The organism is Stenotrophomonas sp. SAU14A_NAIMI4_5 (assembly GCF_003086795.1).
Taxonomy (GTDB): domain Bacteria; phylum Pseudomonadota; class Gammaproteobacteria; order Xanthomonadales; family Xanthomonadaceae; genus Stenotrophomonas.
Map to the genome: position 1 here is coordinate 2,384,999 of NZ_CP026003.1, position 13,010 is coordinate 2,398,008.

12 protein-coding genes are annotated in these 13,010 nt (G+C 67.3%); 3 read left to right on the forward strand and 9 right to left on the reverse strand.

What is annotated here, in order from left to right; translation table 11 throughout:
- Window positions 1-64: 64 nt before the first annotated feature.
- The gene (locus tag C1925_RS11200; protein ID WP_108768937.1) at window positions 65-961 is read right to left on the reverse strand and encodes an SDR family oxidoreductase; all 897 of its coding nucleotides are present in this window, start codon (window positions 959-961) and stop codon (window positions 65-67) included.
- 106 nt (window positions 962-1,067) lie between these two features.
- Here C1925_RS11200 and C1925_RS11205 point away from each other — a divergent pair, with 106 nt between their 5' ends.
- Window positions 1,068-1,886 carry a helix-turn-helix transcriptional regulator gene (locus C1925_RS11205; RefSeq protein WP_108768938.1) on the forward strand — a complete coding sequence of 273 codons (819 nt, stop codon included), beginning with the start codon at window positions 1,068-1,070 and terminating at the stop codon, window positions 1,884-1,886.
- A 173-nt stretch (window positions 1,887-2,059) separates the two neighbouring features.
- Window positions 2,060-2,755, forward strand: a complete 696-nt coding sequence (locus tag C1925_RS11210) for an HAD family phosphatase (RefSeq protein ID WP_108768939.1) — start codon at window positions 2,060-2,062, stop codon at window positions 2,753-2,755.
- A 58-nt stretch (window positions 2,756-2,813) separates the two neighbouring features.
- On the opposite strand, the gene C1925_RS11215 is transcribed toward C1925_RS11210, so the two are convergent.
- Window positions 2,814-5,048: a TonB-dependent siderophore receptor gene (locus C1925_RS11215; protein ID WP_254051303.1), complete on the reverse strand. Its 2,235-nt coding sequence runs from the start codon at window positions 5,046-5,048 to the stop codon at window positions 2,814-2,816.
- 227 nt (window positions 5,049-5,275) lie between these two features.
- Here C1925_RS11215 and C1925_RS11220 point away from each other — a divergent pair, with 227 nt between their 5' ends.
- Complete coding sequence (locus C1925_RS11220) at window positions 5,276-5,554, forward strand: hypothetical protein (RefSeq protein ID WP_108768941.1); 279 nt, start codon at window positions 5,276-5,278, stop codon at window positions 5,552-5,554.
- A gap of 52 nt (window positions 5,555-5,606) precedes the next feature.
- On the opposite strand, the gene C1925_RS11225 is transcribed toward C1925_RS11220, so the two are convergent.
- From C1925_RS11225 to C1925_RS11255, 7 genes are all read right to left on the reverse strand, one after another.
- Window positions 5,607-7,538 (reverse strand): response regulator, encoded by a 1,932-nt coding sequence (locus C1925_RS11225; protein WP_108768942.1) that lies wholly within the window; start codon window positions 7,536-7,538, stop codon window positions 5,607-5,609.
- A complete protein-coding gene (locus C1925_RS11230; protein WP_108768943.1) occupies window positions 7,525-8,394 on the reverse strand; it encodes an ATP-binding protein in 870 nt (289 codons plus the stop codon). Before C1925_RS11230 ends, C1925_RS11225 begins: the two co-directional genes overlap by 14 nt.
- The gene (locus C1925_RS11235; RefSeq protein WP_108768944.1) at window positions 8,394-9,407 is read right to left on the reverse strand and encodes an ATP-binding protein; all 1,014 of its coding nucleotides are present in this window, start codon (window positions 9,405-9,407) and stop codon (window positions 8,394-8,396) included. The genes C1925_RS11230 and C1925_RS11235 overlap by 1 nt, the downstream gene beginning before the upstream one ends.
- A complete protein-coding gene (locus C1925_RS11240) occupies window positions 9,398-9,799 on the reverse strand; it encodes an anti-sigma regulatory factor (protein ID WP_108768945.1) in 402 nt (133 codons plus the stop codon). Before C1925_RS11240 ends, C1925_RS11235 begins: the two co-directional genes overlap by 10 nt.
- Window positions 9,796-10,158, reverse strand: coding sequence for an STAS domain-containing protein (locus tag C1925_RS11245; protein ID WP_108768946.1), 363 nt, complete (start codon window positions 10,156-10,158; stop codon window positions 9,796-9,798). The genes C1925_RS11240 and C1925_RS11245 overlap by 4 nt, the downstream gene beginning before the upstream one ends.
- On the reverse strand, window positions 10,158-11,018 hold the full coding sequence (locus C1925_RS11250) for an STAS domain-containing protein (RefSeq protein ID WP_108768947.1): 861 nt from the start codon (window positions 11,016-11,018) through the stop codon (window positions 10,158-10,160). Before C1925_RS11250 ends, C1925_RS11245 begins: the two co-directional genes overlap by 1 nt.
- 134 nt (window positions 11,019-11,152) lie before the next feature.
- Window positions 11,153-12,985: an XVIPCD domain-containing protein gene (locus C1925_RS11255; RefSeq protein WP_108768948.1), complete on the reverse strand. Its 1,833-nt coding sequence runs from the start codon at window positions 12,983-12,985 to the stop codon at window positions 11,153-11,155.
- Window positions 12,986-13,010 lie beyond the last annotated feature (25 nt).

Genomic DNA, 13,010 nt, shown 5'->3' on the forward strand with positions numbered 1-13,010 from the left:
ATTCAAGGGTTGCCAGTATCCGCGCGGCCAGATGCACGCGCGGTGCACGGCCATTCACCCCCTGTCAGCGCCCTGCGCGGTAATCCATCGCCAGCAGATCCTGCAGCAGCGTCGGGCCACCCGGCTGCCAGCCAAGGCGTTGCCGGGTCAGCCCACTCGATGCGGGCAGATCCATCCCGGCGAACAGCGCGAACCAGCCAAATATCGCAGCTGCTTCTTCCTGCGTGGTGCTGCGCACCGGCACGTCCAGCCCAGCAGCCACAACCTCGGCGATGCGTCGTGCGCTGATGCCTTCCTCGGCCACCGCGTGGTAACGCTCGCCGGTGTGACCGCGCTCCAGCGCCAGGCAGTACGCACGGGCGACGTCTTCCACATGCGCCGCCGACCAGCGGTTTGCACCTTCGCCCACATAGGCGGCCACGCCCTGCTGCCGGGATATATCGATGAAATAGCTGATCAGCCCTTGGCGGACGGTATCGTGCACCTGCGGCAGGCGCACCACCCGCACGTCCACGCCAGCCTCCAGCAGCGTGTTGCCTGCGCGTTCGGAGGCGATGCGCGGGTTGCCGTGGCCCGGATTGAACACGGTCTCCAGCGCCGGCCGGCCGGGCTTCGCTTCACCCATGCCGACGCCGGAGGTGATCAGCAACGGTCGCGCCGAACCCTTGAGCACCTCGCCCATTGCGCCGATCACCGCGGCATCCTGCTCGCAGTTGGCCGCAAAGCGGCTGAAATCGTGGTCGAAGGCGGTGTGGATCACCGCATCGGCCGCCTCGGCTCCGGCGCGCAGGCTGGCGAGGTCGCCCAGTTCGCCGTGCTGCACGTCGGCGCCCGCTGCACGCAGTGCCTCCGCACCCGCCTCCGATCGGGTCAGGCCGATGACCTGGTGGCCGGAAGCCTGCAGCTGTTGGAGTACGCGGCTGCCGATGAAGCCGGTGGCACCGGTCAGGAATACACGCATGAGGTCTGCCTCCACTGGAAAGTAGGCCCAGTATCCCGTTCGCCTCATCCTGTTAAAGTAGTGACGTTATACAGGTATAGCCACTGACAGGCAGGCGGTCACCGGCATGAACCAGCATTCGCTTGGCGAATTCCTCAAGAGCCGTCGCGCGCGGCTGGATCCAGCCAGTTTCGGCTTCGCCACCGGTCGCCGGCGCACGCCCGGCCTGCGCCGCGAAGAGGTCGCGCAGCGCGCCAGCATCAGCCCGACCTGGTACACCTGGCTGGAACAGGGTCGTGGCGGCGCGCCGTCCGCCGAGGTGCTGGACCGCATCGCCGCCGCCCTGCGGCTGACCGACGCCGAGCGCGAACACCTCTACATGCTGGGGCTGGGCCGCCCGCCGGAAGTGAAGTACCGCAGCGGCGAGAGCATCTCGCCGCGCCTGCAGCGGGTGCTGGACGCCCTGCCCTACAGCCCGGCACTGATCCGTACCCCGACCTGGGACGTGGTCGCCTGGAACCAGGCAGCCGCCCTCCTGCTGACCGACTACGCCCAGGTGCCGCCGCGCGAGCGCAACATCCTGCGCTTCATCTTCAGCAACAGCCGGGTGCGCGCGGCGCAGGACGACTGGAGCAGTGTCGCCCGCTTCGTGGTGGCGTCGCTGCGTGCAGACGCCATCCGTGCCGGTGCCGAGACCGAAGTGGCCGAGCTGGCCGCCGAGCTATCCGCCAGCAGCCCTGAATTCGCCGCGCTCTGGCGCAGCAACGACGTGGCCAGCGAAGGCGATGGCAGCAAGCGGCTCAAGCACCCGGAGCTGGGCCTGCTGGAGCTGGACTTCTCGACCTTTGCCGTGGAAGCGCGCCCGGACCTGTCGATGATCGTCTACACCGCCGGCACCCCGGAGACGCTGCAGCGGATCGCCGCGTTCATCGAGGCGCGCCGATAGCCGTAGAGTCGAGCTTGCTCGACTGCCTTTGCCGCGGCATTGCGTGCAGTCGAGCAAGCTCGACTCTACCGGCAAGCCGGATTGCGGCGTTCATCGAGGCGCGGGGTGCCCGCCCCCGCCCTGTGGGAAAATAGCGCGCAGCTTCCCCCGTTGGTTGTTGCAAGGAGTTCCTGATGTCCCCCTTCCCCTTCGATGCCGTGCTGTTCGACTGCGACGGCGTCCTCGTCGATTCCGAGCCGCTGGTCGCCCGCGTGCTGTCGGAAATGCTGAGCGAGCGCGGCTGGCCGCTGACCCAGCAGCAGGCCGGTGAAATCTTCCTCGGCAAATCCGTCGCCGGCCTGGCCGGCCTGATCGAGGAGCGTACCGGCAAGCCCTTCACCGATGAATGGCTGGATGAATTCCGCCGCCAGCGCAACGTGGCGCTGGAACGTGACCTCACTGAAATTCCCGGCGCCCCGGCCGCCGTGCGTGCGATCCAGGCCGCGACCGGCGGCAGGATTGCCTGCGCCTCCGGTGCCGACCTGCTGAAAGTCCGCCTGCAGCTGGGCAAGATCGGCATCCTCGATGCCTTCGCCGGGCAGATCTTCAGCGGCCAGGACCAGCCGCGAACCAAGCCGCACCCGGATGTGTACCTGGCAGCCGCCGCGGCACTGGGCGTGGACCCGACCCGCTGCGCGGTCATCGAAGACACCGTGACCGGTGCCACCGCAGGCGTGGCCGCGGGTGCCACGGTGTTCGGCTACAGCCCGGGCGGCCAGTACCACAGCACGCCCGAGGCCCTGCGTGCAGCCGGCGCGCATGTGATCTTCGAATCCATGCACGAGCTGCCGGCCGTGCTGGCCGCCTACGCCGCCAACGCTGCGGCGTGATCGGCGCTGCCGCCGCCCCGTCCGGGTGCGGCGGCAGTCCTGCATCACCCGGTCTGCTTCACCAGGTGAAGCGCGCCGTCGCCGTCACCGTGCGGCCAGTGCCGTAGTAGCACGACGATACGCCGGTGCAGGTCGACACGAAACGCTTGTCGGCCAGGTTGCTCAGGTTCAACGACAGCTGTGTCCCCACCGCGCCGTACAGGCCGATGTCATAGCGGATGGCGGCATCCCACAGGGTGTAGGAAGGAATGCGGTACAGGTTGGCGCTGTCGCCGTAGCTCTTGCCGTTGTAGCGCATGCCCGCCGCCAGGCTCAGGCCTTCCAGTGCACCGCCCTGGAAGGTGTAGTCGCCCCACAGCGAGGTGGTCCAGTCCGGCACCATCGCCAGCTCGTTGCCGGCGTAGCCGTTGTTGCTGCGGGTCACTTCCGATTCCATCCACGAGGCGGCACCGATCACGCTGAAGCCCGGCAGCGCGGTGACGCGGCCTTCCAGTTCGACACCGCGCACGCGGCCCTCGCCATCCTGCACCTGGCACTGGCTGGTGCCGGTGGTGCCGCAGGTGTTGTGGCTGCTGTCCGGGTCGTCGGTCAGCACGTTCTGCTGCCGCAGGTCGTAGGCCGATACGGTGATCAGGCCATCGAAGCTGGCCGGCTGGTACTTCAGGCCCACTTCCCACTGCTTGCCGGTGATCGGATCGAACGCCGTACGCTCGTAGGACTGCGTGGCCGTGCTGCCGGCCGGCTGGAACGATTCGGCATAGCTCAGGTACGGGGTCAGGCCGTTGTCGGCCACGTACAGGATGCCGGCATTGCCGCTGAAGGCATCGTTCTTGATGTGGCTGGGCGTGCGTGCGCCATAGCGGTTGGTAGCCACGGTGTAGGCCTGGGTCCAGGTGTCATCCTTGGTCCAGTCGTAGCGGCCACCGACGGTGAAGCGCCACTTGTCCAGCGCGATCTGGTCCTGCAGGTAGGCACCGGTCTGTCGGTTGATGCCGCCGGAATAGCTGATCGAGGTGGTGGCCGGGATGTAGCCGCTGTAGACCGGGTTGAAGATGTCGATCGCGGTTGGCGTATCGGTGGTCGTGCCCATCGCGCCGCGCGCCGCGGTCCAGTCGGCCTTCTGCCAGTCCACGCCCAGCAGCAGGGTGTGTTCGGCGGCGCCGGTGCTGAACTTGCCGGTCAGGCGGGTATCGGCGGTATCGCCGCGCGAATCACCCTCACCCCAGGTGGAACGACGCTTCTGCGTGCGGCCATCGGCGTTCAACGCGCCATTGGTCACCACGCTGCGGAAGATCGATTCCACGTTCAACCGGCGCGCACTCTGGCTCAGCGTCCAGTGCTCGTTGAAGGCGTGCTCGAACAACCAGCCGCCCGACCAGATCGTGCGGTCGTAGGTGTTCCAGGTCGGCTCGCCGATGAAGGTGCTGTTTTTCATGTGCCCATAGGGCGTGGCCACCAGGGTGCCGGCCATTGGCAGGAACTGGTAGGTCGAGCCGCCATCGTCGCGCTGGTACAGGCCCAGCAGGGTCAGGCGCGTGTGCTCGGCCATCTGGAAGGTGTAGCTCGGCGCCAGGAACCAGTGCTCCTGGTCGGTGTGCTTGATCTGCGTGTCGCCGTCACGGTACAAGCCGACCAGGCGGCCCAGGTGGCGCTTGTCATCGCTGCCCGCGCCGACATCGAAGGCGGTGCTGTACTGGCCGTTGCCATCCACGCCCAGCTGCAGCACCTGCTGCTGGTCCGGGGTGGGCGTCTTGCTGACCTGGTTGACCATGCCGCCCGGAGCCACCTGGCCATACATCACCGCCGAAGGGCCCTTGAGCACTTCCACGCGGTCCAGGTTCCAGCTGTCGACCATCGTGCGGTTCCACTGGCCGCCCTGCGGCGCGCGCATGCCATCGACGGTGACGTTGTTGCTCCAGCTGCCGGCATCGAAGCCGCGGATGCGGAAGTCGTCGACACGGTTGTCGATGCCGGTGCTTTCCAGCGAAACGCCGGCCACATAGCGCATCGCCTCGTTGAGGTTCTGCACGCCGCGCGCGTCCAGTTCCTCACGTGCGATGACCGACACCGACTTTGCCATCTCGGCCACTGGGGTATCGGTCTTTGTCGCGCCGGAGGTGTGGGTGATGGTGCGGTAGGCGTTGACGTGCACCGCGTCCAGATCGGTGGGCGTGGCGCCATCGGGCATCGCCGACTGGGCTTGCGCGGCCAGCGGCAGGGCCAGCAGCGCGGCAACGGACACGGACAGCAGCGAGCGCATCGGCTCGCGGGAAGTAGAACGGAGGTTGGACATGGGGGACCTGCTTCTGGGAGGCGCGCCTGGAGGCGGCGGCTGCGGCGCTGGTTAAGGGCGCGTTAAATCATAGCAGATGCGAATGGTTCCCACTACTATTGGAGCGACAATCGGTCGCAGCCTGACACGATGACAGGCCGAGCACGGTGCCTTAACCGGCCTTCCCTATCCTGTCTGCGCGCCGCACGTCTGCGGCGCATCCGCAATGGAACGCCCGAGGAGAATGCATGACCCGTCTGCACACCCTGATCGTCACCGCCGGCCTGCTGGCCATCAGCCCGCTCGCCCTGGCTGAAACGGTGAACCTGACCAACAGCGCCGACGGCGCCAACCGCGATGCCGGCATCACCGCGGTCAAGAAGAAACTCAACGACGCCTGCACCGAGCGCAAGGGAACGCCGAAGGTGGACTCATTCGAGGTGGTCTTCGAAAAGACCAGCGAGAACCCGAACGTCCCCAAGCCGTACTACGTGGACGGCAAGATGCAGTGCGACCTGCCGGGCTGACTGAGCGCGCAGGCCTGGCCCTGAGGTCAGGCCTGCAGCCGGCCGCGCCGCCCTACAGCGCCGCGCGCACCGCGGCCATCAGCTCCAGCAGGCTGAACGGCTTGGGCAGCAGACTCATGCCGGTACCGAGGAAGGACTCACGCACCGCAGCACGTTCGGTGTAGCCGGTGATGAACAGCACCGGCAGAACGGGATTGATCTCGCGCGCGGCATCTGCCAGTTCGCGCCCGTCCATGCCGGGCAGGCCGACGTCAGACAGCAGCAGATCGAAGGCCGGATCCTGCCGCAGGTGGCGCAGCGCCTGGCGCGCATCCGCCGCCAACGTCACCTGGTAACCCGCTTCGGACAGCATTTCACCCACCATCATCCGCACCGAATCGGTGTCATCGACCAGCAGGATGCGCTCGGACTGGCCACGCGGCGGCGCGACCTGCTCGGCGCTCGTTTCCGCATGTGTCACTTCACCGGCGGGCAGCAGCAGCTCGACCTCGGCCCCTTCGCCGGGCTCGCTGGCGATGCGCGCCAGCCCGCCCGACTGCCGGGCGAAACCATAGGTCATCGACAGGCCCAGGCCCGTGCCCTCGCCCTGCGGCTTGGTGGTGAAGAAGGGTTCGAAGACCTTCGCCACCAGTTCCGGTGGAATGCCCGGCCCGTTGTCGATCACCTTCAGGCTGACATAGCGGCCTGAGGTCAATTCGTTCTCGCGCTGGACTTCGCAGGCCTCCGCGCGCAGGCGGATCAGGCCGCGGCCGCCCAAGGCATCGCGCGCGTTGATGACCAGGTTCAGCACCACGTTCTCGAACTGGTTGACGTCGGCAATGGCAACCAGCGGTTCCTCGCCCAGTTCGAACTCCAGCTCGATGTTCTCGCCGATCGAGCGGCGCAGCAGGTCTTCCAGCGAGCGCGTGCGCGCCACCAGGTCGAAGGGGCGCGAATCCAGCGGCTGTTTGCGGGCGAACGCCAGCATGCGTTGGGTCAAGGCGGCAGCGCGCTGGGCCGATGCGGCGGCGATGCTGCTGTACTGCGGCACCTTCTCAAGTCGCGACGACGACACGGCCAGTTCGATCATGTCCAGGCCGGAGATGATCGTGGTCAGCAGGTTGTTGAAGTCATGCGCGATGCCGCCGGTCAACTGGCCCAGCGAATCCATCTTCTGCGCCTGCAGCAGCTCGGCTTCGGTGCGGCTGCGCTCGGCGATCTGGTGCGCAAGCTCGGTGTTGGCGGTCTCCAGTTCGGCACGCTGTTCGCGGGCGCGCACATGGTGCTCGGTCACGTCCTCCACCACCACCAGCCCATGGCCAGTGCGGCGGTCAGGCGTCAGCCGCCATTGCGTGTTGCGCACGCCCTGCCGGCTGGCGATCGACAGCACGCCCTGCCAGCGCTCCTGCCGGGCCAGTGCGTCCTGCAGGTCCAGCACGAATTCCTTGTTGCTGCCCAGCAGCGCAAACAGCGATCCATTGGCATCTGCTTCGCTGAGCAGGCGGGCGAACGCGGAGTTGCTTTCGCGGATCTGCAGCTGCTCATCCAGCACCGCAATGGGCGCATTGACCTGGCTGAAGATCTCCTGGAACCGCGCATCCGCTTCACGCAGGGCTTCCTCGGCGCGTCGCGCGCGCAGCAGGCTGCGCAGCGTCGCCAGCAGCACGTCCGGGTCCACCGGATGGATCAGGTAGCCATCGGCACCGTTGTCCAGGCCGGTAATCATGTCGCCGGTGGCGATGGACGCCGCGGACACGTGCACCACCGGCAGCAGCTGGGTGCGTGGCTGGGTACGGAGCTGGCGTACCACATCAAAGCCACTCATGTCTGGCAGGTTGACGTCCAGCACCACCGCGCCGAACTCCGAGTCGGCCAGCCGGTCCAGCCCCTCCTGTCCAGTGGCCGCTTCACTGACGCTGTAACCATGATGTTCCAGCACGCGCCGCACGGAATAGCGGGTGGCTGCGTTGTCATCGACCACCAATACGCGATCAGAGTGCGGCATGGGCGTCCTCCGTCGCCTCGTTCAGTGCTACCGGCAAGACTACATGGAACGCCGAGCCGCTGCCGGGCAGGCTTTCCACCGCTACCCGGCCGCCCAGCAGTTCGGCAAACCGCTTGCACAGCGACAGGCCCAGGCCGGTGCCACGCAGGCGCTTCTGCAGCGGCGAATCGACCTGCACGAAATCCTCGAACAGCGCGGGCAGCAGCTCCGGGGCAATGCCGATGCCGGTATCGCGCACGGTGAAGCGGACCTCCGCGTCGCTCTCCATCGCCGCCGACACCACCACCTGGCCTTCCGGGGTGAACTTGATGGCATTGGAGATGTAGTTGCGCAGGATCTGTGCCAGCTTCTTGTCGTCGGTGTAGAGCATCGGCAGAGGCGGCGGATCCTCGAACACCAGCTCGATGCGCTGGTTGCTGTCCACCAATGGCCTGAACATGCCGCGCAGGGCGGCGAACAGGTCCATCAGGTCGAACCAGCCCGGGGAAATGGTGATGCGCCCGGCCTCGATCTTGGCCAGGTCCAGCAGGTCGTCCACCATCTCGCGCAGCTCCGATGCCGAGGCGCTGACGAAGCGGACCTGGCGCAGCTGCTCATCGTTGAGCGTGCCGTCGAAACCGTCTTCCAGCAGCCGCGTCATGCTCAGGATGGACCCCAGCGGCGTGCGGAACTCGTGGCTCATGTAGGACAGGAACCGGCTCTTCAGGTCGGAGACCTCGCGCAGCTGCAACGCCTGCTGGTCCAGCTCGGCATACAGCGCCAGCACGCCCTGGTTGGTCTCCTCCAGCTCGGCGCGGAGGGCGGCATTCTCGGCCGCAAGGCGGGTGTTCTCTTCCTGCATCTGTTCCTGCCCCATCACCACGCTCCCATGCGCAGGGCAACGATGCTGGCATCGTCACGACCACGGTCGAAATCCCGTTGCAGCACCGCCACCACCAGCGCCGGGTGCCGATGGACCAGGCCCGGATAGTCCTGCAACCGCCAGCGCCCCTGCAGGCCATCGCTGTGCATGATCAGCAGCGTGCCGTGCGCGGCGTGAACGTTGAATGCCTGTGCCTTGCGGTACTGCACGCCGACGATGCCTGGCATCGAGGCCAGGCCGCGATAGGTCGTTGCATCGGCGATGCCGGCATTGATGTTGCCGATGCCGGAAAACTGCAGCTCGCCCCCGGCCAGCGGCAGGGTCGCCACGGCAACAGCACCGCCGCGGGTGCCGGACATGGCCTGGTGCAGCGCTTCAATCAGCGCGTTCGGCGCATCCACGCCCACTTCCGCGGCCCGGCGCGTGCCCTCCTGCGCGGCATCGGTGGCAGGCAGGCCGTGGCCCAGGCCGTCGATCACGGTCAGCGTCGCCTGCCCTTCCCGTACCGACAGGTGCCAGGCATCGCCGCAGGCCTCTTCGCCCCGCATCGCAAGGCGCAGGGCGCCGTACGCGAGATCAACGCGTGGGCCGGCATGTTCGGGGTAGATCCGCGCCACCACGATCGTGCCGCGCGCGTCGGACCAGCTGTCGAGCAGCGTCGCCTGGCGCTTTACCGCACCCAGTCCCAGGCCCTGGCTGCCGCCGGTGGAATAGCCTTCCACCAATGCCTGCGACAGCACGAAGCCAGGACCGGAATCGACGGTATACAGTTCGACGCCGCGGGCGTCGTACCCTTGCACGACCGAGAGATACGCCTTGCCGCCGCCACCATGGCGCAGCAGGTTGCTGGCCAGCTCGCTGGCGGCCAGCGCGACCCGGCCACTGTCCGTTTCATCGAAACCGATCCGTGCGGCCAGGGCCAGCGCCTCGCGGCGCACCTGCCCGACCTGGGTCGGTTCCTCAACGGCCACGACGCGGGTGACGTGGCCGGAGAAATTCACGTCCATTTGGTGATGGCGATGCGCGTGCCCTGGCCCGGTGCACTGTCCAGCTCGAAGACATCCACCAGCCGCCGGGAGCCGGACAGGCCCAGGCCCATGCCCTTGCCCGAAGACCAGCCGTCCGTCAGCGCCTGCTCGATGTTGGCGATGCCGGGCCCCTGGTCGGAGAACACCAGGCGCACGCCACGGCGCAGCCCTTCATCCAGCAGTTCCCAGTCCATCTGCCCGCCACCGCCGTAGATGACGGTGTTGCGCGCCAGCTCGCTGGCGGCGGTCACCAGCTTGGTCTGGTCGACCAGCCGCAGCCCGCAGGCCACTGCCGCCTGGCGCACGGCCTGGCGGGCCAGCACCACGTCCTGCTCGACCCGCACGGGTAACGTCCCCTGGCGTGCGGTCATGGCAGTTCATCACTCAGGCGCAGCAGCTTCATGCCGCGCTCCACGTTCAACGCCGTGCGCACGCCGCTCAGGTCCAGGCCGAGTTCAACCAGGGTGATGGCCACGGCCGGCTGCATGCCCACCACCACGGTGGTCGCGTCCATCACCCGCGACAGCGCGGAAATGGTGGCGATCATGCGGCCGATGAAGGAATCGACGATGTCCAGCGAGGAGATGTCGATCAGCACGCCACGCGCGGAGGTGCGGCGGATGCGCTCACTGAGGTCGTCCTGCAGGTTCAGTGCCAGCTGGTCGTGCATGTCCACCTGGATGGTGACCAGCAGCAGGTCGCCCATCTGCAGGATCGGGATGCGGTCCATCAGCGGTTGGCCTGGCTGACGGACAGGCCGTTCCGCTTCAGGGCCAGCGCCAGGGCGTCGGCCAGGTTGGCCTTGGTGACGATGCCCTGCAGGTCCAGGCCCAGGTGCACGATGGTCTGCGCGATCTGCGGACGCACGCCGCTGATGATGGCGTCGGCGCCCATCAGGCGGATGGCGGTGACGGTCTTCAGCAGATGCTGGGCGACCAGCGTGTCCACGGTGGGCACGCCGGTGATGTCGATGATGGCGATTTCAGAGCCGGTGTCGACGATCCGCTGCAGCAGCGATTCCATCACCACCTGGGTACGCTGCGAATCCAGCGTGCCGATCATCGGCAACGCCAGCACGCCATCCCACAGCTTCACCACCGGGGTGGACAGCTCCAGCATCTCTTCCTGCTGGCGCTGGATGACATCCTCGCGGGTGCGCTGGAAGGCTTTCACCGTGTGCAGGCCGAGCACGTCCAGCAGCTCGGAGATCGACCAGAGCTGTTCGCCGAGCGCCTGCGGATCGCCACTGTGGTGCTGCTGCAGCAGCTGGAACAGCGGCCGCTTCAGCGAGAAGATGAAGGTAGCCGTCTCCGAGGACGAGAAACCCTTGATCGCGCGGTCGCGAGAGAGGTCTTCAAGGAAATGGCGGATGGCCTGCCATTCGGCGCCGTGCAGGTTGCCTGCATCGGCGGCCGACAGCGAGGGCAGCAGCAGCTGCCAGAATTCATTGACCTGGATGTCCAGGTCGCGCGCACCGATGCGGCTGTCATCGTTCTGGCCGGCGGCATTGAGGTTGTCACGCCACTGCGCGATCAGGGTCGACTGATGCTCACGGATGAGATCGATGGTGCGCTGCTGCAAAGCCGCCATGGGTACGGTCCAGGTAGTTGGAAACGCCGGGAGCCGTCCTGTCAGACAAGCTCCCTACTCGTCAGGAAGCGTATTAAGCACTGTGAAGACGTTTTCGTCATGTGAAATTGCCGGGCATTCCGTCCTTACAGCGCTCAGCGCGCCATCGCTCGATTGGCCTGCTCCTGCTGCACCTGCTGTTCCTGCTGCCCGGCCTGTGTGTGCTCCGTGCCGCGCTCGGCAGGCTGGGGCAGCTCGCGCACCTGCTCGCTCACCGGCGTGGCGACGGCCTTCGCGGTGTCCGCGCAGGCGATCTGCCGATCAGCCGCATGCGCTTCACCCTGCACGGCGAACGCGTAGCGGCCATCTTCGCTGAGCACGGCTTCATCGATGCGCTCCATGCCGTTGCGCCGCGCCGCCACCAGCAGAGCCATGCTCAGGCGCTCGCTCATTTCGTCCGGGGTGCGGCCCATGGCCTGATCCAGGCTGCGGACCGCGCCCTGGCTCTGGCACCACATCGCGTGGTCCGGACTGCTGGCATGGCGCGGGTCCTGCTGCGGCAGCAGCGGCGAAGGCGGCGGCAGGCCCTGCAGGTGGTCACCGCGCACGGTAGCGTCGATCTTCTGCAGATCCTGGCCGCCGGCGGCGGCGACGTGGAACAGGCGCTCGGCCATGCCATAGGCCGAATGGCCCTGGTTGCGCGCGAGCGCCACGGCAAAGGCATCGACATCCTGCTGCGGCCTGCCCTGTCCGTCCTCGACCAGCAGATGCCAGGCCGGGCCCATCATCGGGTTGTCCTTCACCATCGCCTGGGTGCGCTGCATCAGCCCGCGCATCTGGCCCTCGTCCAGCACCAGCGTGTTCACTTCGCCGGCCTTCAAAGGCCCGCGCACATCGTTGCCGGCGCGCCCGGCCAGCGCACTGTTGGCCAGGCTGGCGATCTGCTCGCCGTTGGGGTTGTCCTTCAGGTCGAAGGTGAATTCGTAGCGGCGCTGCGCGAGGTCTTCCCTGCCGTCGGCACCGTAGGCGCTGATGCGGCTCATCGGCAGGTTGCCGCTGTACTCCAGGTTCATCCGCTCGGTGTAGCTGCCATCCTCGCGGCGCACGCGCACGATATCGCCGGCATTGCGCTGGCCGGCCAGGTCGACGCCGAGCTTGTCGTTGTAATCCAGCTTCAGACGGGTCTGCGAGTTCATGCCGATCCGCTCGATGGTGGCCAGGTCCTGCACGCCGGGCGTGCCGGCCTGCATCCGCCCGGTCTCGATAAACTGCGCGTAGGCCGCCCGGCCATCGGCCTGCTCCAGGTCGAAGGCCGCACTGCGCACCGACGACTGCCCCAGTCCATCCTGTCGGCCGGCAACGGCGCTGAACTTGCCTGCCGAGAAGCCCACGCCATTGAAGGCCTCCACGGCGTCGTTCGGGCCCGTGCTGACGCGCACGCGGCCATCGCTGAGGCGATCGACGCGATAGCTCGCGCCCTGCGCCTCGGTCAGCTGGCTCTCGGCGGCCATGTTGCGGAACCGCGCTTCCATCTGCGTGCCAGTGAATTGCTGGCCATCGAGGATGACGCTGCCACCGCGCGGGATCGTGGTTGGGTCCAGTGGACTGACCTCGCGCGGATCGGTGGTGTCGTTCTGCGGCAGGGCCACCTTGTAGCGCCCACGGCCACCGGCAGTCACTGCAGCTTCGACGATGCCCGCCTTCAGCTGGCTGCGAGTGGCATTGGCCACCTCCAGCTGGAATTCGTTGCGTCCATCGACGACCGTTTCAGTGACGGCGGCGCTGGCATCGACGAACTGTCCCGCGAACTTCGTCCCGGCCAGTTTGCGTTCGCCGCTGGACTTCACCCCGGTCTCGGAGACCGTCACGCTGCCGTCGCGCGACGTCCGCCGCGCTTCGTGCACGCTGGAGGTGTAAGTGGGATCGAAGGCCGCCTTGTCCGCGGCGTCGTAAGCGGTGGTGCTGTCCTTGCCAGCCTGTGCAGTCATGCCATGGGCTCCTCTACGTAGCCCG

Coding starts and splice junctions, on each gene's coding strand:
- C1925_RS11200 (WP_108768937.1), bottom strand. CDS start 961: ATGCGTGTATTCCTGACCGGTGCCACCGGCTTCATCGGCAGCCGCGTA.
- C1925_RS11205 (WP_108768938.1), top strand. CDS start 1,068: ATGAACCAGCATTCGCTTGGCGAATTCCTCAAGAGCCGTCGCGCGCGG.
- C1925_RS11210 (WP_108768939.1), top strand. CDS start 2,060: ATGTCCCCCTTCCCCTTCGATGCCGTGCTGTTCGACTGCGACGGCGTC.
- C1925_RS11215 (WP_254051303.1), bottom strand. CDS start 5,048: ATGTCCAACCTCCGTTCTACTTCCCGCGAGCCGATGCGCTCGCTGCTG.
- C1925_RS11220 (WP_108768941.1), top strand. CDS start 5,276: ATGACCCGTCTGCACACCCTGATCGTCACCGCCGGCCTGCTGGCCATC.
- C1925_RS11225 (WP_108768942.1), bottom strand. CDS start 7,538: ATGCCGCACTCTGATCGCGTATTGGTGGTCGATGACAACGCAGCCACC.
- C1925_RS11230 (WP_108768943.1), bottom strand. CDS start 8,394: ATGGGGCAGGAACAGATGCAGGAAGAGAACACCCGCCTTGCGGCCGAG.
- C1925_RS11235 (WP_108768944.1), bottom strand. CDS start 9,407: ATGGACGTGAATTTCTCCGGCCACGTCACCCGCGTCGTGGCCGTTGAG.
- C1925_RS11240 (WP_108768945.1), bottom strand. CDS start 9,799: ATGACCGCACGCCAGGGGACGTTACCCGTGCGGGTCGAGCAGGACGTG.
- C1925_RS11245 (WP_108768946.1), bottom strand. CDS start 10,158: ATGGACCGCATCCCGATCCTGCAGATGGGCGACCTGCTGCTGGTCACC.
- C1925_RS11250 (WP_108768947.1), bottom strand. CDS start 11,018: ATGGCGGCTTTGCAGCAGCGCACCATCGATCTCATCCGTGAGCATCAG.
- C1925_RS11255 (WP_108768948.1), bottom strand. CDS start 12,985: ATGACTGCACAGGCTGGCAAGGACAGCACCACCGCTTACGACGCCGCG.